Source organism: Adhaeretor mobilis, assembly GCF_007741515.1.
Lineage (GTDB): Bacteria > Planctomycetota > Planctomycetia > Pirellulales > Lacipirellulaceae > Adhaeretor > Adhaeretor mobilis.
Map to the genome: position 1 here is coordinate 775,513 of NZ_CP036263.1, position 21,897 is coordinate 797,409.

Genomic DNA, 21,897 nt, shown 5'->3' on the forward strand with positions numbered 1-21,897 from the left:
ACCACGTGCAAAAGCAATCTCCGCAGGGCCTGAACTCCTTGGGCGGAAGCTCAAAGGGCGACCTGCATAACCCCTACGACCAAACCGCTTTCAGGGACATTGGTAACAGGCGGAGTCTGGCTATGCTTTCACGAGTGGCATCAGGTGTTTGTGTAGTTCAACGTTGGAGCAAGCAAAATAGTTCGCTTCGGCAAGGTCGAATTCTCCGCCGCGGCTGGCCGTGACCATGCCTCCTGCTTCCTGAACCAGTAACACCCCCGCAGCCGCATCCCAGGGATGGATCTGATGGGCCCAATGGGCATCGAGACGGCTACTGGCTACATAAGCCAGATTTAAGGCAGCCGAGCCTGTCCGTCGCACAGCGCGACATTGCGTGGCGACATTCAGAAAAGCCTGTAGATCGGGGGAATCGGGCGCGAGATTGGGAGGAAAACTGATTGCCACCAGCGAGGATTCCACTGCCGTAGTATCGCTCACCTGGAGGGGGGCGCCGTTGAGAGTCGCACCACCGCCGCGACTCGCGGCGAATTCCTCTCTTAGCAACGGGTCGATGATGACGCCCGCTTGGAGGATGCCATCGGCTGCGACAGCTACCGAAACGCCGAAGCAAGGGAATTGGTGTAAGTAGTTCGTCGTGCCGTCCAATGGGTCAATCACCCAACAAAAGGGACGGCTGAGTAGCTCCTTAGCCGGGGCGGACTCCGCAGCCGACTCCTCGCCGAGAATCGCGTGGCTTGGGAAATGCTGGGCAATAACGGTACAAACGGCCTTTTCAGAGGCAATATCCGCGTCGGTGACAAAGTCGCGTGCCCCCTTTTCTCGGGTCTCGAATCGACCTCGCCAGGAGAGCAATTGCTCAGCCCCAGCACGGGCGGCAAGCCGGCAAACCTCTAGTAATTCAGCAGAATTGGGCATGTTTGATGATCCGCTAGCTGGTTCTTGAAGGCCAATTACGCAGTAAGCATCAGATTGGAGGTGCCGAGCCTGCGCATTTGTTCACATCTGACACAAAAACTCCGCTCGCATTCGACGTAAGACATTGTGGGTTAGGTAATAACGACGAGAAGGGCCATTTAGGGCGAGAAAAATATGGAAAGTTTCTTGCAAAGCTGAGCGAAAAAGCTGGACACCGCTTCGGAAACGGGTAGGATGCATTAGAGAGCAGGAAGGGTTGGGATGCTTGCTCAGACGTGACCCGCTGCAGATTTGCAGCAGGCGATTGCCTGATCTTCTTTATCCCCCCACAGCAGACATTCGGCCTCTTCTCTGTTCCGGCCCCGTCGCTTCACCTTGTGTGTTCGACGGGGTTTTTTTTGTGCTCTGTTATGACTGCGCAAGTTTCTTTCTGCAGTCTTCTCAAAGAATCGCAACCTTACCCACAGCACGCGATTGAGTGCGTGAAGAAGATAGCCGCGAGGACAGCAGCCTTTGGTGCGAGGCATTACCACAGAGTAGCAGGCTGTGCCGAGAGAATCTCAAAGCTACGCCGCGGGAGCAGGCTCTTGTGGCAATTCTTCCTCTGGGTTGGGTGGCGGCAATTGCTCAAGGTCCGCTGTCTCTTCTTCGGCTTCCTTAGGCTCGCTGACGGGATTGATTTCGACTATCGCCTCACCCAGGAAGGGCGACGGCCAACCACCGCCCAGCGCTCGGTAAATAGCGATCAAGCTCTGCGCGACCTCGCCTTTGGTGAGTGCAGCGGATAACTCCTGCTGCGTCTTGAAGTTCTGGACGTTGAAGACACGGTTGATATCTGCTTCGCCTTCCTTGAGTTGCAAAGTGATCAATTCATTCGTCTTATCGGCTGCCTTGGCGGCTTCCAACTCGAGCTTCAGCTGCACTTGCGATTTGAGGAATTGAATGATCGCATTCTCGGCCTCCAGATTGGCCAGCAGTACGGATTGCCGGTACCGGTGAACCAGTTGTCGAAGCCGCGCATCTTGCACATCAATGCCGTTGAGAATGCGACCATAATTTAAGATGTTCCAACGCAGCGAAGGGCCAATCGATCCAAACGAGGAACCGTTTCGGAACAAGTCGTCGAACTGGTTCGCAGCAACTCCCACATTGCCCCTAAGGGTGATGATTGGATACAGTTCTGACTCGGCGACCCCAATCAGTGCGCTTTGTGCTGCCAGCTCGCGCTCTGCGCGGCGGACGTCTGGGCGTTGCAACAGTGTTGCTGCGGGAATGCCTAGGGCCACATCGGGTGCGACGGTGGGGATATCGCCTTCGCCAAGCCGAGCAATAAGGTCACGTGGCGGGATACCTAGCAGAACGCAAAGTTGATTCTGCGTCTGACGAAGCGTGACTTGCAGCTGCGGAATCAGAGTCTCAGTTTGCGCGAGACTCGATTTTGCTTGCTGCACGTCAATATCGCTCAACTCACCGCCAAGAAATAGATTCTCCGTCAGCTCGTAAGTATTCCGTTGATTCTCCACATTGCGTTTGGCCAGTTCCAAACGCGTTTGCAAAGTTCGAATGTCAACGTAGGTCGCGGCTACATCGGCAACCAAGGTCACCACAACGTCGCCATAGTCGTAGACAGTCGATTCAAGATCGGCGTCAGCCGCATCAACCGCACGGCGATATCGGCCCCAGAAATCTAGTTCCCAGGCGAGATTGAACGAACTGGTCCACGTACTGAAATGTCTATCGAAGCCAGTTCCGGTCGGCAGATTGTGCGAATAACTTGCTGAAACATCCTGTTGCTGTGGGAACACGTTTCCAACAGTGATAGCCCTGAGGGCGCGCGCTTCGCTGATCCGCTCTCCCGCCTCGCGAAGCGTCAGGTTTTGACGGTAAGCTTCGGCGACCAGTTGATTTAGGACCGGGTCGTTAAAACTGGTCCACCAGGCTGCATGATCAACTGGATCGCTCAGGATACGGCGATCATCCGCGTCGATCCAATCTTCGGCGACTTCGACGCACGGAGTGCAGTATTCGGGACCGACCTTGAAGCCATTGGCGATCCACTCTCGAGGGCTCGTGCAGCCGACGGACAATAGTGTTAAACAAACTAAAACGAGCCAGAAATGGTCCACCATCCGGCAAAAATGGACCGGGGCTTCTGCAAATGACTTTCTTCTTCGCTGCATTTGCTTGGCTTTCGAAAAGTAGCAGTTTTCTGCTTAGTCGTCGTATCCCCTATGCTCAGATTCTTCGTTACTTTAGGCAGGACTCATGCAACCTGATTTCCAAGGGCGGAAAACTTTAACGCTTGCTAGCTAGCGGAGGTAGGTTTTTCGATGGAAAAGCTAATGTCGCACTGTTTTCGACGGAGCCAGCACCAGATTCCCGGCGTGCCAAGAAATCAGAAGTACGTGGTTGCTTCAAGCCATTTCGGGCTCCGTAACCCGCCTAGAAGTAGAGGTTCCGGCGTGCCAAAGTCCCATTTCCGAGGTAAAAAGTTGCCAGAGATGCGCAGCGATGGGACGGTTTACTGAATATAATGAGAGCTCCCGCCCCCACCTCGCCGAATAGTGGCCGCCCACATGCCACCCTCACGGCAGCCCGATTAGTTAGCTTCACTCTCTATGGCCACCTCGAACCGTTTGTATGGGAGTCTTGCTGGATTGTGCATACGTGCCGCCGTGCCTTGCGCGATTCTTGTGGGTGGTTGGGTCGGCTATTCCAAACTGTCAGTACAGGAAGAGGACGCCCCGATTTCGGTGGTAGAGAAGCGCATTTTGCGAACCCGAGTCGTGGAACTAGAGGTAACGGACTATCCCGTTCTCATCAAGACGCAGGGAATCGTCCAGTCGCATAACCAAGTCACCTTGACTGCCGAGATTGCCGGTATCGTGACAAAAGTGAGCCCATCGTTCGAGACGGGGGCCTATTTCAAGGCAGGTGAAGTCCTGGTTGAAATTGACCCACGGAATTACGAAACGGCCCTCTCGATAGCCGAGTCGCAGTGGTTGTCTGCCAAGTCGGCCCTGAAAATTGCCAAGTTGAATGAAGAACGTAAGCTGCGGCTGATTCTATCGAACGCTGTCCCCAGAGCAGAAGTTGAAGAAGCGTCAGCCACACGCGAGCAAGCGGAAGCAAACGCGGATCTCGCTGCAACGCAGGTCGAGCAAGCGAAACTTGATCTGCAGCGAACAAAAGTACTGGCACCCTTCGACGGACGTGTGGAGGCGAAGAGCATTGGTCTAGGCCAAATGGCCAATCCGAATTCGCCGTTAGGAGTGGTGTTTGCTGTCGAGTTTACGGAAGTCCGCCTGCCGATTTCGGGCTACCAGCTCCCCTACCTCACTCTACCGGAATTTGCGGACGATCCGCCGGTCGATGTCGTCTTACGGGACGCGATCAACGACGCTTCGTCTGCGTCGTGGCACGCGAACATCGTTCGTACCGAAGGCGTGCTTGATGAGAATTCACGAGATCTGTTCGCTATTGCGCGTATCGAAGATCCTTTCGGCCGCGAGACCGGTCGCGCCCCTTTGCGAGTTGGCCAGCCTGTTGTGGCATCCATCGAGGGCGAAGTATTGCGAGACGTGGTTGTATTGCCGCGGGCTGCTGTACGCCAGCTAAACAAGATTGTGTTGGTCAAACCGGAAGATCAAACCTTGCTACCGATTACCGTGGACTCGATTTGGTCTGATTCGGAGCATGTCATCGTCAAGAGCTCCGCGATTCCCGAAGGCATGTGGCTTGCCACGACAGCCATGGTCTATGCCCCGGAGGGCACCAAAGTCGACATTATTCCTGAAGCATCTGCGACGTCGTCGCTGGCCGATTCCACATCGAAGGATGCTGAGGCATCCATCCCCCAATAGTGTTTGCACGATGATTCGCTGGTTTACAATCAATGGGATAGCCGCGAACTTTCTCATGCTCGCAATCCTCGTAGGGGGGGTCTATACGGCCGTTTATCGTATCCCGCTGGAGGTGTCGCCCGAGCGTAGTTTTGAAATGGTGGTTGTCGAAATGCCCTATCGAGGGGCTACCGCCAAAGATGTCGAACGTGCAATTTTGATCCCCATCGAGGAAGCACTTGAAGGGGTTAGCGGCATCAAGCAAGTTAATGCCGAAGGGCGGCGGGGGGAGGCAAAGTTCTACCTCGAAGCGGTCCCCGGAACCGATCTGCGGGCATTGATGGACGACGTAACGGCGCAGATCGACACGATCACCACATTTCCCGATGAGACCGAGCGTCCGCGTATCTTTATTCCTGATTCTTCGAATTGGTGGGAAGTGCTGAGTGTCGCTGTCACCGGGCAGCTAAGCCCGCATGAATTGCGCGAAGTTGCTCGGCGAGTTCACGAAGATATCTTGGCACTTCCAGGGGTTAGTCGGGCTCAGATTCAAGGCGACCGGCGCTATGAAATTTCCGTCGAGGCGAATCCCCAGAAACTGCTTGCCTATGGATTGAGCTTTCAGGAGCTGGCCGATGCCATTCGCGAATTCTCGGTCGATCTGCCGGCGGGTGCGATCGACAGCGCAAGTGGCACGTTTATCGTCCGCACACGTGGCCAGGCCTACACGGAGCGTGAATTCAACGAAGTGCCGATTCGCGCAGCCAACGGTGCCGATGTGCTGCTGGGCGACGTTGCCACCATCAACGATGGGTTCGAGGAAGGTGAGAAGCTCGTCACCTTCAACGGCCGGCCGGCCTTGTTCGTGGAAGTCTTACGAACTGGCAATGAGAGCGCGATCGATATTTCCAATAAAGTGCGAGAATACGTTCGAAATTCTCGCAAAACCTTTCCAGAGGGTATCGAGCTATTCGTTTGGGACGACGAGTCGATTTCCATCCGGGGTCGGTTAAGTACGCTCACCCAATCGCTCTTGCAGGGTGGCGTCCTGGTTATGATCTTGCTTGGCTTGTTCTTGCGTCCCGCTCTAGCTTTTTGGATCGTGATCGGTATCCCCGTTGGCTTTGCAGGCGGAGTGATGATGATGCCGTGGTTTGGCGTCACGGCCAATGTCATGAGCCTCTTCGGATTTATCATCGTCGTGGGTATCGTGGTGGACGATGCGATTGTTACAGGCGAGAATGTGTATCTGAAGATGAAGGCCGGCGTGCCACCACTTGAGGCCGCCATTGAGGGTACTCAGGAGGTCACAACCCCCGTGACTTTTGGAGCAATCACCACGATCGTGGCTTTCATACCGTTGCTGTTTTTTGATGGCACGTGGGGAGATTATGCCAGACAGGTCCCCCCGGTGGTTGCTCCGGTCCTGCTCTTTTCGCTGATCGAATCCAAGCTGATTCTACCTGCCCATTTGAAGCACCTCCGACTTGTTCCGCGACAGAACATTCTGACTCGATTGCAAACGTCGGTCGCCAACGGCCTGGAGTATTTTATTGAGCGAGTCTATCAGCCCACGCTGGTTGTTGCGGCTCGTCATCGCGTTTCGGTATTGGCAGGTTTTGCAGTCTGCGGACTGTTGATGCTCGGGCATTGCCAGAGTGGGCGCATGGGATTTATCGCGTTTCCCTCAATTGATCGGCAGCGCATTTCCGCCTCGCTTGACATGCCCGACGACACCCCGCTTGCGGTGACGGCTATGTACATGGACCGGATCGAAGCCGCTGTGCTGGAGCTGCAAAAAGAATACATCGACCCGGGAAGCGGGGAATCGTTGGTGCAGGATATTTCTAAGATTACCGGCGCCGGAAGAATTCATCGGGACTTTGACAAGTCGAGAGGTGCGATTGCGTTTGAGGTGATGGCACCCACAATGCGTAGCGAGCCTGGGCCACGGAACAGCGAACTGGTGACTCGCTGGACCGAACTGGTTGGCCCTATCACTGAAGCGACGGAATTTCGAGTCCGCTCGGAAGGCAGCATTAAGAACGATCGTGATTTCGACAATGAGAACCTCAACATCGAGCTCCGCGGCCCGATGTCTCCGGAGAAGGCTGAGGTGGCCAGAGAAATACGCCGTGTTCTCCAAGGCTACGAGGAATTTAGCTCCACCTGGGCGAACATTAACTATGGGCAGGACGAGTTAGAAGTCACGATGAAGCCGCTGGCTGCCGAGTTGGGACTGACCCAGCAATTGCTTGCCCAGCAGATTCGTCAGGCGTTTTTTGGAGAGGAGGCCCAACGTGTGCAACGTGGGATCGACGACATTCGTGTGATGGTTCGTCTGCCGCGTGGTAGTCGTGAGTCCTTACACACGCTCGATCGAATGAGAATTCCTACGCCCCGTGGAGCCAACGTGCCGCTCTCAACGGTCGCAGAGATTGCCTTCACGAAAGCCCCGTCCTCGGTCGATCGCAAAGATGGTGCCGAAGTCCTGCGGGTTGGTGCCCAACCGGTCGATGAAACGGTCGATGTGCTGGGGATCGCCAAGGAGCTCAGCCCGCAGTTCGACAAGTTGTGCCAGCCCCACAATCTCACTTACCAGTTCATCGGCTACGTTGCCGAAGCGGAGGATGCACGTTTCAAAACCATGTTGGGCTCAGCGCTGCTCGCCTTCACGTTGTACGGACTTCTGGCCATTGCACTGAACTCATTGGGGCAGCCCTTCTTCGTGCTTCTGGCCGTTCCGTTTGCCTTGATTGGTGCGCTCCTGGGGCACATTATCTTGGGCATTACTCCGTCCTATCTGTCCGTTTTTGGTATGCTCGCACTGGCCGGAGTCTCGGTCAACGACACGCTTGTGTTGGTTGATTATGTGAACCGACGGCGTAAGGAGGGGAGCAGTTTATATGAAGCGGCGATGGAAGCCGGGGCCAGACGTTTTCGCCCCATCATGCTCACCTCGATTACCACGTTTGTCGGGTTAATGCCGCTGCTGGTAGACCGTTCGCTACAGGCTCAATTCCTCATTCCCATGGCGGTATCTCTGGCATTTGGCGTCATGTTTGCCACTGTTGTCACTCTGTTTCTGATTCCCTGTTCGCTCCTTGTATCGGAGGACTTGAAGCACGCTTCGATTCAGTTCAAGGATTGGTACGTTCGCCCGTTCTTAGGGAAGGCAACTCAAGCGGCAACGGATTCTCCATAGTCTCAGCAGCTCAGCAGTTCTCTTCGACTGGGGCGAACCAGATTTCGGCATGGCATCGGCCGGCAGCATTTTGGTTTAGTCTGTGGCGATGCAATACAAGTGGTTCGCGCCGCGAATGAATATCTCCTTGCCGACAATGGCGGGCGTTGCGTCAATCGACTCGCCGAGCTCGTTCTCTGCCAGCACTTCAAACTTCGGCCCGGGTTTAATCACGTCGGTCATGCCGTTGCGGCCGGCGATATAAATGCGTCCCGAGGCGGCAACCGGCGAGGCGTAGATGGAGTCCATTCCAGGCAGTCGCTTGCTGCGGTATTGCACTTCGCCTGTGGCGGCTTTGACGCATGTAAGCATGGCACTGTTGGTTTTGGTGAAGTAGAGCAAGTCGTCGTAGATTAACGGGGAGGGGACATAGGGTGTGTCACGGTCCAGCTTCCAGGCGATCTTGTCTGAGCCGGTAATGTCGCCGCGCGCGCTGAGCGGAATGGCGTAGAGCGCCGATCCTCGATGGCCTGTCATGCAGAAAACAAGGTTGTCGTGAACCACTGCCGTGGGCACGGGGCCCGAAGCTTGTCCGCCGCATTCCCAGATGACTTCACCCGTTGCCAAGTCATAGGATCTGGTCCGGTTCATTGCGTTGACGATCACCTGGACAACACCCTCATGCTCAACAATGAGCGGCGTGCCCCAACTGGTTTCCTCGTCCCGGAGTGTCTTCCAGCGGGGTTCACCGGTATTGGTATCCAGCGCTTCGATAAACGATTGCTGCTCATGGTCGCTATTTACGACCAGAGTATCACCATATAGTGCGGGCGAAGAGCCCTCGCCAAAGCTGTTGCGTGTGTAGAGCGGAGGCATTTCGTGTTTCCAGCGAAAATTGCCTTCCAGGTCGTAAGAGTAAACACCGCGCGAACCGAAAGAAACGTATAGGTTCTTCCCATCGGTCACTGCGGATGTTGATGCGTAACTCGCCGTTGCATGATGTCCTTCGTGTGGAACCACTTCGGCGGCGGTCTCTTGCCAGAGAACATGGCCCGTTTTACGATCCAGGCAAAGCACGACAAACTGGTGGAAATGCGTTGGATTAGCGGCCCGACCGCTCCCGCCTCTCCGACCGCCGCGACGACGCTCACCTTCCGGCCGCTCACCTCGTGGGCGTTCACCATCCGGGCGCTCACCGCGCGGTCGTTCACCTCGCGGGCGCCGATCCGACTCGGTTTGGACAAGTCGAAATGGGCTCGCCGGGCTGCGGTCTGAAACTGCCTCGTCAGATTCCTGCGTGCGGTCGGTCTTGATTGCGGACAGCAAGTAGATCTTATCATCGAATACAATCGGCGAGCCACTCCCCTGACCGGGGATCGGAACTTTCCATTTGACATTGGTGTCCTCGTCCCACGTCATGGGTGGATCGCCGTCGGGTGCAACGCCCGTGGCAATCGGCCCGCGCCAGCGAGGCCATTGAGTCGTCTCTTGTTCCTGAGCGAGTGAGGCACTTGCACTGAAAATGTGCGAGCAAAGAAGTACGGCAATTGTGGATAGCTTGTAACTCATGTTTTCTCCAACGGGGCTATGAATTGAAGTCTAACGCATGTCTACAATCACACGATCCGAGTCGGTCCAGCACATGGGACGCGAGATTCTGTGAGATCACCCTCTGAGTTGTTGTCGGGTCGCCAATTGCAGGTTGAGTCTCATACAATGTGGAGGCGAGAACGTACAGGCTTGAAATGGTCGTCCGTAGTGTCCTCCTAGGTTTTCACAAGAATCTGCAGCCGCGCCACGAGGTGGTTGAGCACGCGCAATACGTGGCCGACCGGCGAGTGGCGCATGTTCGGAGCATCGTGCAGGATAGGCGACTGCCTGCTGCGAGAAAAGGGACCTACACTTTTGAGTCTCGTTCACTTGCTACGCGGTCATGCGTTGCGGTTGAGGGGCCAGTGCATTATTCTCTAGCTTCAATCTTTGGCAGTTCAGGAGTCGTGATTGTGCTGATGAGGTCGTTGCAAAGAGACTCCTGTGACCTGCGCCTGAGGAACGATCTCCCAGAAAGCGGTTCCCAGCTCTATGAACGGAACAACGTGGCAAATCAATGGCAACAAGGCCGAGTTCAGTGGCGAAAGCTTCTCGGCAGGCGTTGACCTAACTCGGCCTGACCTTGGGTTGCAGAATATCTCCCAACGTCGCTCAGCCATCCAGGGGCATGTCCTGGGGGTCGCTATCGAGAGTGGTGTCGCAGGCCGTACCGCTGACGAGAAACACAATGAAGCGCCCACAGAAGCCTACGCCCGTGGCAATGAGTTGGTGGCGACGTACGCTCCGACGGTCGATCACCCTGTTGGCTTTCAAGTCTACTGGGAAGTTCAAAACGAGGACGGGGAAGCGGTCGTTGTCGATGTAACGGTATCCGTGCAGACGCCACTACTGGAAACCTATCCGAAGGTCCTCGTTCGTTCGACAGTCGATTGCGTCGACTGCAAGTTCCATCCATCCAACGCAAGCGATGAGGAACAAGCACCTGCGGCAGGTGAAGAATGGATTGTTCTCCAGCGCGGGTTTTCGTTAGTTGAGTTGCCAAGCGCCGAAGACGAAAATTCGGTGTTCTATGCGGAGATGGTACACCCAACGGATTTTCTCGATTGGCGCCAATCGTCCGCAGGCGATGCCGAATCTCGCACCCAGTGGAGAATGTGCGATCACTTCATGGAGAAGGGCGTGATCCGCCGATTGCGGGCTCGCGCGTTGTTCACCATATCTACGTTAGAGAATCGCGCGCCTTACTCTATTGCGAAGCAAGAACTCCAAGAGCTGGCAACTGAGCAACCACCGCTGACCACCTAGTCGCTTGCGGCTTAGCAGCGCGTTTGCCGAACGGTTAGGCGCTCGTAGCAACTTTGGCGAGCTTTGCCGCAGGTGCTTGGCCCGTTTTCCCGTTGAGCGTTGCCGCTGGTAGTGGAGTGAGATTGGTGAGTTGGCCGATGGGAATCAACTCGGCGAGACCTGCATCGGCCATTTCTTGGCCGCTCACATAGCGGCCCGGATTGATCCACTTATCCATCATCTCGTGATCGACACCAAACAAGTCGGACAGCAGCCCGTCCATGTCTTTCTCTAGCGAGGCAAAGTGGCGAGCCCACTCGGCAGCTTCTGCGAGGCCGACATTCTCTTCGCTTTGCCAGCGCATGGGATGGAAGAGTAGGACGCTGCAGGGGGTTACCAATCGGCGACGGCAAGCCGCAAATGGCCACAGAGCTGCCGACGAACATTCGCCCGTCACGATGCCCGTGGCCTGGATGCCGCGCAGACGAATCAACGTCATGAGCGAAGTCGCACAGTACGGCGACCCGCCAGGGGAGTCGAAGTAAATAGTGCACTCACCGCCCGGCTCGATATCGAGCAATCGTTCGGTCAGCTCGGTCTCGTGTTCGGTAAGATCGCCCACGATGGCAATCTCCCGGCGCTCGTGTTGTTGATCCTGTTGCATATGCTTCCCCAACCTTCATTTAACCATTTCTGTGCCCACAGCCCCATTACTATGCCTCCATTGTAAAGAGAAACTAGCAAATCGCCTAGCATTTGCTCGCAGAAGGCAGACCGGCATTTCTGCTCTCCAAAGCCATCAGAACACTATAAATCAAGCCTTTTGGCACTCCCAGCTGGGAAGTGCTGGCGGTGCCGAATGTGTGGGCCAGGCAGGGTTATTCAGAAAGTCCCGATAACTAAGCGCGGATAATTAAGCCCTGAATCGCGATGTTGACCACCGCGGAAGTTACGCCCGCTGGATGAGGGCGGTAAGATAGCTGAGCCGTAAGCGCCCTGACGACTCATTTCTGCACCAAGATTCCACATGGGTTACCACAGTCTAAGCCAATGTACTGCCGATTTAGAGCAGCAAGGCGAGTTGCTACGTATCGACGTACCAGTCGATCCGCACCTCGAAGCGGCAGCCATCCAGCGCCGTGTTTTCGCCGCTGGCGGTCCTGCCCTCTTGTTTACTAACGTCACCGGTTGCCGGTTTCCCATGGTGAGCAACCTATTCGGCACCATCGAGCGCGCTCGCACCATCTTCCGCGATGGGCTTCCCGCGGTCAGCCAATTGGTCGCCGCGAAGGCCGACCCGCAAGCTGCCCTGCGCAAGCCGTGGAAGCAGTGGAAGCTGCCGCTGCACGCACTCACCATGCTACCCAAGTATGTGCGTAGCGGTCCTGTGCTGGCGAACGAAACCACCCTCTCGCAACTTCCACAAATGCAAAGCTGGCCGGAAGATGGCGGGCCGTTTATCACTTTGCCAGCGGTCTACTCCGAAGATGTGCGGCAGCCTGGGTTGAGTAGTTCCAACCTAGGCATGTACCGTGTGCAACTGGCAGGTAACGAGTATGCAGCCAATCGCGAGGTCGGGCTGCACTACCAAATCCATCGCAGCATCGGCGTGCATCACCAAGCAGCAATGGCTGCGGGTAAACCGTTCCGCGTGAACATCTTCATTGGTGGTCCGCCAGCGCTGCCACTAGCTGCGGTCATGCCGTTGCCTGAGGGCATGAGCGAGTTGACCTTCGCAGGGGCACTTAATCGCCGGCGCGTACGCATGATTCGCCAACAAGATGTACATGGCAATCCAGCGCCAGCGATTCATGCCGAATGCGACTTCTGCATCACCGGTACCGTCGACCCTAAGCGACTGCTTCCTGAAGGACCTTTCGGCGATCACCTCGGCTATTACAGCCTGCAGCACCTGTTTCCCGTGTTGCAGGTCGAGCACGTTTACCATCGCGACGATGCGATTTGGCCCTTCACGGTTGTCGGTCGTCCGCCCCAGGAAGATACGATGTTCGGTCAACTCATCCACGAAATGACCGGCCCGCTGATTCCCACGGTATTACCAGGTGTAGCGGGCGTCCACGCGGTTGATGCGGCAGGTGTGCATCCGTTGTTGTTGGCGATTGGTAGCGAGCGCTACATGCCCATGTCGCCCGCAAGTGAACCGGGCAACCCAGCCCCGCAGGAGCTACTCACCCAAGCCAATGCGATTCTCGGGCAGGGGCAACTTTCCCTGGCAAAGTTCTTGTTGATCGTCAACGGACAAGACGATCCGCAACTCAATATGCAGGATGAGACTGCCTTCTTGCGTCATTTGCTCGCCCGCTGCGACTGGCGACGCGACTTGCATTTTCAAACGGCAACCACCATCGATACGCTCGACTACTCGGGCGACGGGTTGAACGCAGGTTCGAAAGTCGTCATGGCTGCAGTCGGCCCGGCAAGGTTTGAACTAGCTACAGAAGTGCCTGCTGGCTTGAGCCTGCCCGATGGGTTCCGCGTTCCGCGTGTTGTCATGCCAGGCGTGTTGGCGATCGAAGGTCCACCCTGCCCTGCCCCGTCGTTTCAATTTGAAGTCTCACCCGAGGTTCGTCAGGCCGCTCGACAGGAAACCGCTGCGACCATGCAGTGTTTTGTGGATTATTTCAATGCGGACCAACCGCTCAACAAGTTCCGCTGGTTGGTGATCGTGGACGATAGCCAGTTCGTGAGTGAGTCGGTACGCAATTTTCTCTGGACGGTTTTCACACGTACCAACCCGGCCAGCGATCTCTACGGCATCGACGCCACAATCGTCAATAAACACTGGGGCTGTCGCGGATCGTTGGTTTTCGACGCACGCATCAAGTCCCACCATGCTCCTCCACTGGAGGAAGACCCCTCCGTAACACGCCGCGTTGAGGGGTTGGCGGCCGAAGGTGGGCCGCTGCACGGCATCCTCTAGCGTGTTTTCGAGTTTGCTGTAGCGAACCTCTCTTGCGACTAGCCTGAGAGCTAAGCCTCGCCCGGACTCCGGGACTGCTTCACTGTTCGCGCAAACTGCTCTGGTCCCTCCTCATAACCCTCCCAGTCGCTACGCTGGGGCCAGTGGGCAAGCTCGACCCGGCTTTTCTGCTGCGAGTAAATTGACGCACCTGCTCCCCGATTGCCATACTACAAGGCGGGTCGGCCTTATGTGGCTCGTCATCAATTACCTGGAATCAGCGCAAACCTTTTCGTAGCAGAGATTTATGAGTAACAACACAATTCGCGCCGAGCGCGATGGCAAGTACTACCTGCGGTTTCTGCTGATGGCACTCGGGGCACTCGGCTTTGGGCTTTGGTCCCTCTACGACGGCATGGTCACCTATCCAGATCAGCTCAAGCGAGATCAGATGTTTGTGCAGCTTGCTAAAGAGGAGGAGGAGACGGGCGAATCTCGGAAGCAGGAGTGGGAAGCTTTCGCTGCGGAGAATGGCTACGACCCGGCAGAAAAGCCCGACGCGGAGCACCTCATGAACCCTGGGAGAATCCAGGGCCAGTTCATCATGGCCGGTGTCTGCGGCTTGGCGACGCTTGGCCTACTAGCCTTCGTGCTGCGTTCGCGCGGGCGTTGGATCGAAGGGGACGGCACTTCGCTCAATTCCAGTTGGGGGCAGTCTCTCAAGTTTGCCGACGTGTTCTCGATCGACAAGAAGAAGTGGAAGAACAAAGGCATCGCCAAGGTGCACTACAAAGAGGACGGCCGCAAGAAGATGTTCGTGATTGACGATTTCAAATTCAAACGCGAACCGACCGGCGACATCCTGCGTCAACTGGAAGCGAACATCGACAAAGGGCTGATCGTCAACGGCAAGCCCGAGGGGCCCAAGAAGCCCAAGGCCGAGGAAGCTCCGAAGTAAGCTCCTGCCGATCAAGCTTAGGATTCAGGGAAAAACAAGCTCGGCATGAAAGGTTGCTTAAGTCACCCTCCCTCTGGGGGTCGCTCGACAGTAGTAAGCTCCGGCGGTCTCTCCTGTCCGCTCGATAGCACAAGGGAGAGTAGTTCGCAGGCGAAGTGGACCACACCACAATGCGCTCAGGCAAGTACGTAGCGGTAATCCGCGGTACGCCTCCCACACAACCGTTACGACTGGTCGTTGCCGTTCCGCTCGTAACGGCCAAACACCATGCGACCGGCACTGGTCTGGAGCACGCTGCTCACCACCGCGGCGACGCTTTCGCCCACGTGATTGCGGCCCCCTTCGATGACAACCATCGTGCCGTCTTCGAGATAGCCGACGCCTTGCCCGCTTTCTTCGCCCGCCTTCATGATGCGAACCTCCAGCGTTTCGCCGGGCAGAAAGATCGGCTTGAGGGCGTTGGAGATGTCATTCAAGTTGATGACGCCCACGTCATGCAGCTTCGCCACTTTGTTGAGGTTGTAGTCGTTGGTAACGACTTTACCTTCAAGGTGCTTTGCCAGGAGTACGAGCTTTTGATCGACCGGCTGACCCGCGAACTGAGGTAGATCGCGATCGTAGATCACAAGATCGACCTTGGGATCGGAACGCAACCGATTGAGAATATCCAGCCCACGCCGCCCGCGCCCGCGGCGCAGCTTGTCGCTGGAGTCGGCAATGGCTTGGAGTTCGGCTATGACAAACTGCGGCATGATCAGTTGGTTGTCGATCATGCGCGTATCGACCACGTCGGCTATGCGACCGTCGATCACCACGGAAGTGTCGAGCACATAGGGCTTGAGGCCTTTGATTTCCTTCGCAAATTCCACGTAGGGAATAATGAAGCGGAAATCATCCTTGGTCTGCATCAGGATACTAATGCAGGAATAGCAAAGCACCATACCCAAGATCAGCGGCACCCAAGTCGCTTGTAGCGTGTCGGGCGCGAGTACCGGACTGAGAGCAATCTTCAACACGTACGTCAAGAACAACCCGATGAGCAGGCCGAAATAGACGGCGGTGATCGTATCGAGGCGCTTCTTGCGTGCCCACATATCTACTGTAATCACGATGCCAGCCAGCAAGATCATGCCGCCGATGACCAGCCAAGGTACGTAGGGTTCCTTGGGCAACGCGTCAGACTGGATCAGCTGTACGCCTAGCCCGGCTGCGACGAGCACGAACACACAACGAAGAACGATCAGAGCCATAGTTAATATTTCTATTGCGAAACGATAAAGACAATAGCTTGAATGATAGCGCACCTTGAATCGCGAATCTAAGGACAGAGCGGACAACTTTCGCCACACTCGTGCTACCGCGGAGTATCCCGAGTCATGATCTACCCCCAGCTACGCGGTATTTCAAGTCTAACACTGCTGCGGCAAACAACCAGTGCCAGCCCCTAACTTCTCGGTCAACGTACGATCTTTCAGCTATTTCTCTAACCCAATCGTTGCGACAGTCACATAGTTCTCCCGATCGCCGTATTCCCGGCCATCGAGGGCGCTGCGATCAGTCATGCTTGCCAAGAAGTCGGCCACGACCCGCGGGAGTCCCTCGTTCGGCACGAGTGCCAGATAGTTTTCTGGCAACAGGATGTGCCCACGAGTGAGTTCCTCGAATCGATGCTGAAGGGTTTCTGTTGCCCTTTTACGTTGCTGGAGTACTTCAGGATGTCGATAGACACGCTCGAATAGCAGCGACTCTAGTTCCCGTTGTTGTTCCACCAACTCCGTCGAGCCGGCAACAAGTAGGTCAGTTTGTGATTGAACCTCAGTGGTCGAGCCGGGCTGTAATTTGCCGATTCGCTCTTGAGTTGCAGTGAGTAAGTCGCCCGCCAGTCGATCAATGACTGCGTGCACCACTGCGCGGCGAGTCTCGTGCTGGTCAAGCGCCGTGTACCGCTGCTGGGTAGCTTTGGTTGCATCGCGCCAAAGTTGGGAGTCTGCCAACTCGCCGAGGGTGAGCAGACCCATCTCGATTGCGTCGTCGGGATCGTGTGCGTCGTAGGCGATGCTATCAGCCGCATCAACGACTTGCACTTCGAGCAGAGGGCTTTCTTGGCCACGGTCTTCTGAACGAGATTTCTTATTGGAACGCATTCGTTGCCCAGAGAGCACTTCGCGGGTGAGATTCAAGCCCGGGAAGTTCGGGTAGCGATGCTCCAAGAGTTCCACTATCCGTAGGGCTTGAGCGTTGTGATTGAATCCGCCGTGCTCAGACAGGCATTCGTTGAGCACGTCCTCTCCGGCGTGGCCGAACGGCGGATGGCCGATGTCGTGCATGAGTGCGAGCGGTTCGATCAGGTCCTCGTTCAACTGCAACGTGCGGCCGATGGTCCGTGCGATCGATGTGACTTCCAGGGTATGCGTCAACCGAGAGCGATGGTAGTCGCCCATCGTGCCCAGGAACACTTGCGTTTTATGCGCCAGTCGACGGAACGCGCTGGAATGGACAATTCGATCGCGATCGCGTTGGTACGCATTGCGATAGAGATGAGCCGATTCTTGATGCACGCGCCCCGCTGAGTCGGCAGAATGCATTGCGTAGGGAGCGAGCAGTAGTCGCTCGCGCTCTTGTTGTCCAATTTCTCTACTAAACATCATTATCAGTTAACGCTTCCCACAGTGCTTCTAAGGATTGAGGAATCACTCGAATCCCTGCTGTTACTGGCATGAAGTTCGAGTCGCCCGGCCAACGAGGAACCAGGTGCCAGTGCAGGTGCCCTGGCACGCCGGCACCTGCCGTGCGGCCCAGGTTGAGGCCAATGTTAAAGCCTTCCGCACGGATCAGCGTACGATAGCGTTCCGTGTATCTTGTAAGTAATTCTAGACATTCCCGATTCTCGTCGGCAGTCAATTCAGCCAAATCGCCGGCATGACGGCGCGGACAAACCAGCAGGTGCCCGTTCGCATACGGGTAGCGATTGAGGATCGCCACGGCGTGCTCACCCACTTCCACTACCAAATGCTCCCGATGAGCTTCCGACGGGGCAGCAAATTCTCCCGCAGCGCGGCAGACGAAGCACTCCCGCGATGCTCCAGCCAGCCACTCGCGGGGAAGCGTCGGCTCGGCGGGCTGATCGTCGCCGGCTACGTAGCCCAATCGCCAGGGCGCCCATAGGCGTTGTTCATCCATCGGGTAAATCTCTTAGGAACAGTAGGCTAGCAGTGCCAGCAGCGAGTTTAGGTTGACTGGGAAATACGAGCAAGAGCGGCTAAGCCGCAAGCGGCCTGCTCTGGCGTCAATTCTGTATGCTCGCCATACTCTTGCCTCCATGGCCTCGCCTACCAACACTGCTGCGCGATTTCGAATTCAGCTCGATCTGTTTGCCGGTCCGTTTGACCTGCTGCTTTACTTGGTGCGCAAGCACGAACTGGACGTGCTGGAAATTCCGATTGCTGTTGTGACTGAGCAGTACCTGGAGATTCTCGCAGTTCTTGAGCATATCGATGTCGACGCCGTCGGAGATTTCTTGGAAGTGGCCACCAAGTTGATGGAGGCCAAAAGCCAGTCGATGCTGCCACGCCATGAAGGCGAGGTAGAGACTCTGGAAGAACCGCGAGACGATCTCGTTCAGCAGTTGCTCGAATACAAACGCTTCAAGCAAGCTGCCAGCGAATTGGAAGCTCGCAGCCATCAGTGGCAACTGAGATACACGCGGCGGGTGAATGATTTGGAGGCAAACGCAGCTGATCCGGCAGAGCAGCCCATCCAAGATGTGGAACTCTGGGACTTGGTAAGCGCATTCAGCCGCGTCATGCAGCACAATACGAAGACCAAACCAGCAAAAATCTCGTACGACGAAACGCCGATCGAAGTCTATGTGGAGCGGATTGAGAAGCGTCTGCAAAGCGAGCCACGGATTTGCTTCGTCGACTTCTTCGAGCCGGGCATGCATCGCTCGCAATTGGTTGGGCTGTTCTTGGCGATACTCGAACTGATTCGTCACCGCGGCGTTCGTTGCCAGCAAGAGGAACTGTTCGGGGAACTGTGGGTACTCGCAGCCGAGAGCAAGCAGGAAGCATCGAGCAAGCTCGAAGGCTAAATGGCCCTGGGATCCTGCGCCTTATCTTGGAGCGAGCGACGCCTTACACTGAAGGGCTTGCCTTCAAACTTGCCCTTTTTGACGCTTTCCGATGGTCGATAACGCCCCCCTGATCTCGCACACCCACGGCGAACTAACCGTCGAGGGCTATTCGCGCGCCGCGGTTCAGACGTATTGGCGGATTCCGGAGCTGAAGTTGGGCTTCGACTTGGGGGCCCACCCGTGGTCGTTTATGGGTACGGACACGTGGTTCGTCTCGCACGCGCATCTCGATCACATCGCGGCACTCCCCTTGTATGTGGCCCGGCGTCGCATGATGAAAATGTCGCCGCCAACGATCTACATGCCCCCTGAAGCGATTGAGCCCTCACGCGAAATGCTCAAGCAGTTCACTCGGCTTGATCGAGGACGCATGCCGTGCGAAATCTTGCCTATTTATGCAGGCGCAGAGATCGAGCTGTCGAGAGAATTGGTCGTCACGGTGAGCGAAACTAAGCACTCGGTCGCCTCCTGCGGATTCGTAGTGTGGCAGCGACGGAACAAGCTCAAGGCCGAATATGTCGATCTCTCTGGCGACCAAATCCGCGACCTGCGCACCTCGGGCACGGAGATCACTGAGGAATTACGCACACCGCTCGTTGCGTACACGGGCGATACGGCTCCGGTGGGTCTCGACCGTTGCCCCGCGATGTACGAAGCAAAGATCCTGATCACCGAGCTCACTTTCGTTTCGCCTGAGCATCGCAAAGAGAAGATCCACAAGTTTGGGCACATGCACCTGGACGACTATGTGGATCGTCGCGACAAGTTCAACAACGAGCTCATCATCGCCGGGCACCTGAGCACGCGCTACCATCCTAACAAGGTCCGACGCATGGTTGAGAATGCCTTGCCTGGCATGCTCGATGGTCGGCTGAAGCTGTGGCTGTAGGGCGAACCCCCTGTTCTCGCTTGCGTCACTTCAATTCCAGCACACTGTTTCGATAGTACCCGCGCTGATTCGCATTACCCGGGTCGCTTTTCCAGGCTTTACCGTTCTCGATGAATTTGTATTCGTGGGTGCCGGCGGGAAGTTCTTGTTGGATTGCGAACCTCCCTTCCTCGTCGGGGCCCTGCATTGCGATATCCTCTGGCTTCCAACCATTGAAATCGCCGCCGAGATGAACCGTCTCCACACTTTTGCTTGGTAGATACGTGAAGGTTACGAGGTAGTTACCTGAAGGAAGCTTCTCTGTCTGGGGGCCCGCAGCTTGCAGATTTTCATCGGCGAGGCTCATGCCCAAGGAGCCGAGCATCATTTCTTGCCACGTTTGGTCGCCCCAATGCACGCGTGCTGAGGGGTCCGGATTGAGCGGGTTCTCAGCCGAGTTGTCGAAGTGCGCGACCATGTCGATCGATGTGCCCGCGGGCAATTGCTTTGCCTCCTTGAGCATGTAGACATTTTGCCAATTGAAGTCGTAGTTCGGCACGTCGAGCAATACTTCCTGCTTGCCATCAGGATAGCTGGCGGTGAATCGGAAGCTCTTGCCACGATAGTGCATGTGCGGAGCCAGCGTGTAGAGCAGCATTTCCTCGGGCAGTTTGTAATTGGCTTTGACTACGTAGTCAGGATCGCCTGGTGGGATGAGGAAGCGAAAGTTCAAGCCAGCCTTCACAAAGATTTCCTTCTTTACGTCGCTAGGCTCTGCGAATAGGAGGCCCGCTTCGCTGATGTCGCTCTGCCGAGTGCCGTTGGGCGTGTAGTGAACTTGGAATACGAGTTTCGAGCCGGCAGGGATGCGCATCGCGTGCCCCGGTCGTCCCTTCACGGCCGGCATGCCTGGAGCGAATCCGGCGATTAAGTTGAACAACGCGTCCTCAGGCCGGTGCCGTTTCTGGTCGGGTGGCACGTAGAACAAAATAATGTGATGAACGACTTCCGGATTGCCCGGTCGGGCTTCGGCACCGCTGATCCATTTGTCCTCTTTAAACTTTGGATCAAAATAAAAGTGCTGGTAATCGACAACACCGGTGGCGGGCACCATGAACGGCTCAGGCATTTGATAAACGACATCCGGCTCTGGGATTTGCCAACCTTCTGCGAACTTCGGCGGCTCAGGCAAATCACCCGCATCTCCCTCAGGCAAACCGTTGGTGACCCAACTGCGGAAGAGTTCTTTTTCTTCGTCAGGCATGCGGGCATCGTTAAGGAAGTCGCCATGCTTGGGATTCGCATGCCAGGGTGGCATGCGTCGGTTGTCGATCACTTCCAGCATGGTCTCTGCCCAGGCGGACGCATCGTCGTAGTTCTCCAACGCGAACGGTGCGATTTGACCTTGGCGATGACAGCTCACGCAGTGCTTTTGCAAGATGCGAGAAATCTGCTTCGAGTACGTTACTTCGCCGGTTGGTTCGACATCAAGCGGCATGCTAATCAGGCAGCCGACTGCTTGGGTGTGCGGCTTCTTGATCGGCTCACCGGCGAGCATTGCGTCCAAAGCTTCTTGAAGCTCAGCAACGCGTGGCTCGTTTCGCGCAGTGCCCACGCCGTACTGATCGTCAATGCGGCCTTGATAGTGGATCTTGCCATCGCCATCCAGAAGAAATGCCTCGGGCGTGCGCGTGGCACAGAATTGTTGGGCAACTTTCCCACCCGGATCCTTGAGCAGGGGAAACTCTATCTTGTGTTTCTTGCCGTAAACAGCCAACTCCTGCAGCGTGTCTTGTCGGTTCGAGTTGATGCCCACAAACTGCACGCCCTGCTTAGCATACTCTCGGTTCATCTTAGCTAATCGCTTCCCATAGAGCTTCGCCAGAGGACATTCCGTGCCGAGGAACACGACAACGATCGCCCGCTTCTCTTTCCAGGCTCCGAACGAGTGCTTAGCCCCAAGCGAATCATTGAGCGTAAAGTCTTCAATAATCACAGGGTTAGGCGAAGAGGGCGTTGGCGACGCTAATACCCAGTTAGAGTGGAGGGACAGCAGGCACAGAATGGTGGTGCGAAGAGTAGGCATAGAGGGGGCCGTTGCAAAGATAGCTCTGGGAGGAAGCTAAGCGGGGAAACGTCACCGCTATAGGGTGTGTGATTATAGACGATTCGGTCTGCGGAGACGATTCTAGGGGGATAGTTTTCTCTTCGACGGGCAAATATAGTAGGGGCCTGCTTGGCTT

15 protein-coding genes are annotated in these 21,897 nt (G+C 56.1%); 7 read left to right on the top strand and 8 right to left on the bottom strand.

Annotation, left to right across the window (positions count from 1 at the left end):
* Positions 1-120: 120 nt before the first annotated feature.
* Together HG15A2_RS03025 and HG15A2_RS03030 are read right to left on the bottom strand one after the other, a co-directional pair.
* Positions 121-915 carry an inositol monophosphatase family protein gene (locus HG15A2_RS03025; RefSeq protein ID WP_145057709.1) on the bottom strand — a complete coding sequence of 265 codons (795 nt, stop codon included), beginning with the start codon at positions 913-915 and terminating at the stop codon, positions 121-123.
* A 566-nt stretch (positions 916-1,481) separates the two neighbouring features.
* Positions 1,482-3,044 (bottom strand): efflux transporter outer membrane subunit, encoded by a 1,563-nt coding sequence (locus HG15A2_RS03030; protein ID WP_218932293.1) that lies wholly within the window; start codon positions 3,042-3,044, stop codon positions 1,482-1,484.
* Between the two features lie 489 nt (positions 3,045-3,533).
* Here HG15A2_RS03030 and HG15A2_RS03035 point away from each other — a divergent pair, with 489 nt between their 5' ends.
* Both HG15A2_RS03035 and HG15A2_RS03040 read left to right on the top strand, forming a co-directional pair.
* Positions 3,534-4,778 (top strand): efflux RND transporter periplasmic adaptor subunit, encoded by a 1,245-nt coding sequence (locus HG15A2_RS03035; RefSeq protein WP_145057713.1) that lies wholly within the window; start codon positions 3,534-3,536, stop codon positions 4,776-4,778.
* Positions 4,779-4,788: 10 nt separating this feature from the next.
* Positions 4,789-7,962, top strand: a complete 3,174-nt coding sequence (locus HG15A2_RS03040) for an efflux RND transporter permease subunit (protein ID WP_145057715.1) — start codon at positions 4,789-4,791, stop codon at positions 7,960-7,962.
* 75 nt (positions 7,963-8,037) lie between these two features.
* Here HG15A2_RS03040 and HG15A2_RS03045 read toward each other — a convergent pair whose 3' ends face one another.
* Positions 8,038-9,510 carry an outer membrane protein assembly factor BamB family protein gene (locus HG15A2_RS03045; RefSeq protein WP_145057717.1) on the bottom strand — a complete coding sequence of 491 codons (1,473 nt, stop codon included), beginning with the start codon at positions 9,508-9,510 and terminating at the stop codon, positions 8,038-8,040.
* Between the two features lie 513 nt (positions 9,511-10,023).
* On the opposite strand from HG15A2_RS03045, the gene HG15A2_RS03050 reads away from it, so the two are divergent.
* On the top strand, positions 10,024-10,797 hold the full coding sequence (locus HG15A2_RS03050) for a hypothetical protein (RefSeq protein ID WP_145057719.1): 774 nt from the start codon (positions 10,024-10,026) through the stop codon (positions 10,795-10,797).
* Between the two features lie 34 nt (positions 10,798-10,831).
* On the opposite strand, the gene HG15A2_RS03055 is transcribed toward HG15A2_RS03050, so the two are convergent.
* On the bottom strand, positions 10,832-11,440 hold the full coding sequence (locus HG15A2_RS03055; protein WP_145057721.1) for an ATP-dependent Clp protease proteolytic subunit: 609 nt from the start codon (positions 11,438-11,440) through the stop codon (positions 10,832-10,834).
* Positions 11,441-11,803: 363 nt separating this feature from the next.
* Between HG15A2_RS03055 and HG15A2_RS03060 the strand changes: the two genes are divergently transcribed.
* Complete coding sequence (locus HG15A2_RS03060; protein ID WP_145057723.1) at positions 11,804-13,717, top strand: UbiD family decarboxylase; 1,914 nt, start codon at positions 11,804-11,806, stop codon at positions 13,715-13,717.
* A gap of 286 nt (positions 13,718-14,003) precedes the next feature.
* Entirely contained in the window at positions 14,004-14,654 is a 651-nt protein-coding gene (locus HG15A2_RS03065; protein WP_145057725.1) for a hypothetical protein, read from the top strand.
* 224 nt (positions 14,655-14,878) lie between these two features.
* Here HG15A2_RS03065 and HG15A2_RS03070 read toward each other — a convergent pair whose 3' ends face one another.
* The 3 genes from HG15A2_RS03070 to HG15A2_RS03080 all read right to left on the bottom strand — a co-directional run bounded on the left by HG15A2_RS03070 (position 14,879) and on the right by HG15A2_RS03080 (position 17,834).
* Entirely contained in the window at positions 14,879-15,904 is a 1,026-nt protein-coding gene (locus tag HG15A2_RS03070) for a PIN/TRAM domain-containing protein (protein ID WP_145057727.1), read from the bottom strand.
* Between the two features lie 225 nt (positions 15,905-16,129).
* Positions 16,130-17,302, bottom strand: a complete 1,173-nt coding sequence (dgt, locus tag HG15A2_RS03075; RefSeq protein WP_218932294.1) for a dGTP triphosphohydrolase — start codon at positions 17,300-17,302, stop codon at positions 16,130-16,132.
* Positions 17,292-17,834: an HIT family protein gene (locus tag HG15A2_RS03080; RefSeq protein WP_145057731.1), complete on the bottom strand. Its 543-nt coding sequence runs from the start codon at positions 17,832-17,834 to the stop codon at positions 17,292-17,294. The genes dgt and HG15A2_RS03080 overlap by 11 nt, the downstream gene beginning before the upstream one ends.
* Positions 17,835-17,973: 139 nt before the next feature.
* Here HG15A2_RS03080 and HG15A2_RS03085 point away from each other — a divergent pair, with 139 nt between their 5' ends.
* Both HG15A2_RS03085 and HG15A2_RS03090 read left to right on the top strand, forming a co-directional pair.
* On the top strand, positions 17,974-18,744 hold the full coding sequence (locus HG15A2_RS03085; protein ID WP_145057733.1) for a segregation and condensation protein A: 771 nt from the start codon (positions 17,974-17,976) through the stop codon (positions 18,742-18,744).
* 91 nt (positions 18,745-18,835) lie between these two features.
* Positions 18,836-19,675: an MBL fold metallo-hydrolase gene (locus HG15A2_RS03090; protein ID WP_145057735.1), complete on the top strand. Its 840-nt coding sequence runs from the start codon at positions 18,836-18,838 to the stop codon at positions 19,673-19,675.
* Between the two features lie 25 nt (positions 19,676-19,700).
* Here HG15A2_RS03090 and HG15A2_RS03095 read toward each other — a convergent pair whose 3' ends face one another.
* The gene (locus HG15A2_RS03095; protein ID WP_145057737.1) at positions 19,701-21,740 is read right to left on the bottom strand and encodes a redoxin domain-containing protein; all 2,040 of its coding nucleotides are present in this window, start codon (positions 21,738-21,740) and stop codon (positions 19,701-19,703) included.
* Between the last annotated feature and the right edge of the window lie 157 nt (positions 21,741-21,897).

Coding starts and splice junctions, on each gene's coding strand:
- HG15A2_RS03055 (WP_145057721.1), bottom strand. CDS start 11,440: ATGCAACAGGATCAACAACACGAGCGCCGGGAGATTGCCATCGTGGGC.
- HG15A2_RS03060 (WP_145057723.1), top strand. CDS start 11,804: ATGGGTTACCACAGTCTAAGCCAATGTACTGCCGATTTAGAGCAGCAA.
- HG15A2_RS03025 (WP_145057709.1), bottom strand. CDS start 915: ATGCCCAATTCTGCTGAATTACTAGAGGTTTGCCGGCTTGCCGCCCGT.
- dgt (WP_218932294.1), bottom strand. CDS start 17,302: ATGATGTTTAGTAGAGAAATTGGACAACAAGAGCGCGAGCGACTACTG.
- HG15A2_RS03040 (WP_145057715.1), top strand. CDS start 4,789: ATGATTCGCTGGTTTACAATCAATGGGATAGCCGCGAACTTTCTCATG.
- HG15A2_RS03050 (WP_145057719.1), top strand. CDS start 10,024: ATGAACGGAACAACGTGGCAAATCAATGGCAACAAGGCCGAGTTCAGT.
- HG15A2_RS03085 (WP_145057733.1), top strand. CDS start 17,974: ATGGCCTCGCCTACCAACACTGCTGCGCGATTTCGAATTCAGCTCGAT.
- HG15A2_RS03080 (WP_145057731.1), bottom strand. CDS start 17,834: ATGGATGAACAACGCCTATGGGCGCCCTGGCGATTGGGCTACGTAGCC.
- HG15A2_RS03095 (WP_145057737.1), bottom strand. CDS start 21,740: ATGCCTACTCTTCGCACCACCATTCTGTGCCTGCTGTCCCTCCACTCT.
- HG15A2_RS03065 (WP_145057725.1), top strand. CDS start 14,004: ATGAGTAACAACACAATTCGCGCCGAGCGCGATGGCAAGTACTACCTG.
- HG15A2_RS03090 (WP_145057735.1), top strand. CDS start 18,836: ATGGTCGATAACGCCCCCCTGATCTCGCACACCCACGGCGAACTAACC.
- HG15A2_RS03070 (WP_145057727.1), bottom strand. CDS start 15,904: ATGGCTCTGATCGTTCTTCGTTGTGTGTTCGTGCTCGTCGCAGCCGGG.
- HG15A2_RS03030 (WP_218932293.1), bottom strand. CDS start 3,044: ATGGTGGACCATTTCTGGCTCGTTTTAGTTTGTTTAACACTATTGTCC.
- HG15A2_RS03035 (WP_145057713.1), top strand. CDS start 3,534: ATGGCCACCTCGAACCGTTTGTATGGGAGTCTTGCTGGATTGTGCATA.
- HG15A2_RS03045 (WP_145057717.1), bottom strand. CDS start 9,510: ATGAGTTACAAGCTATCCACAATTGCCGTACTTCTTTGCTCGCACATT.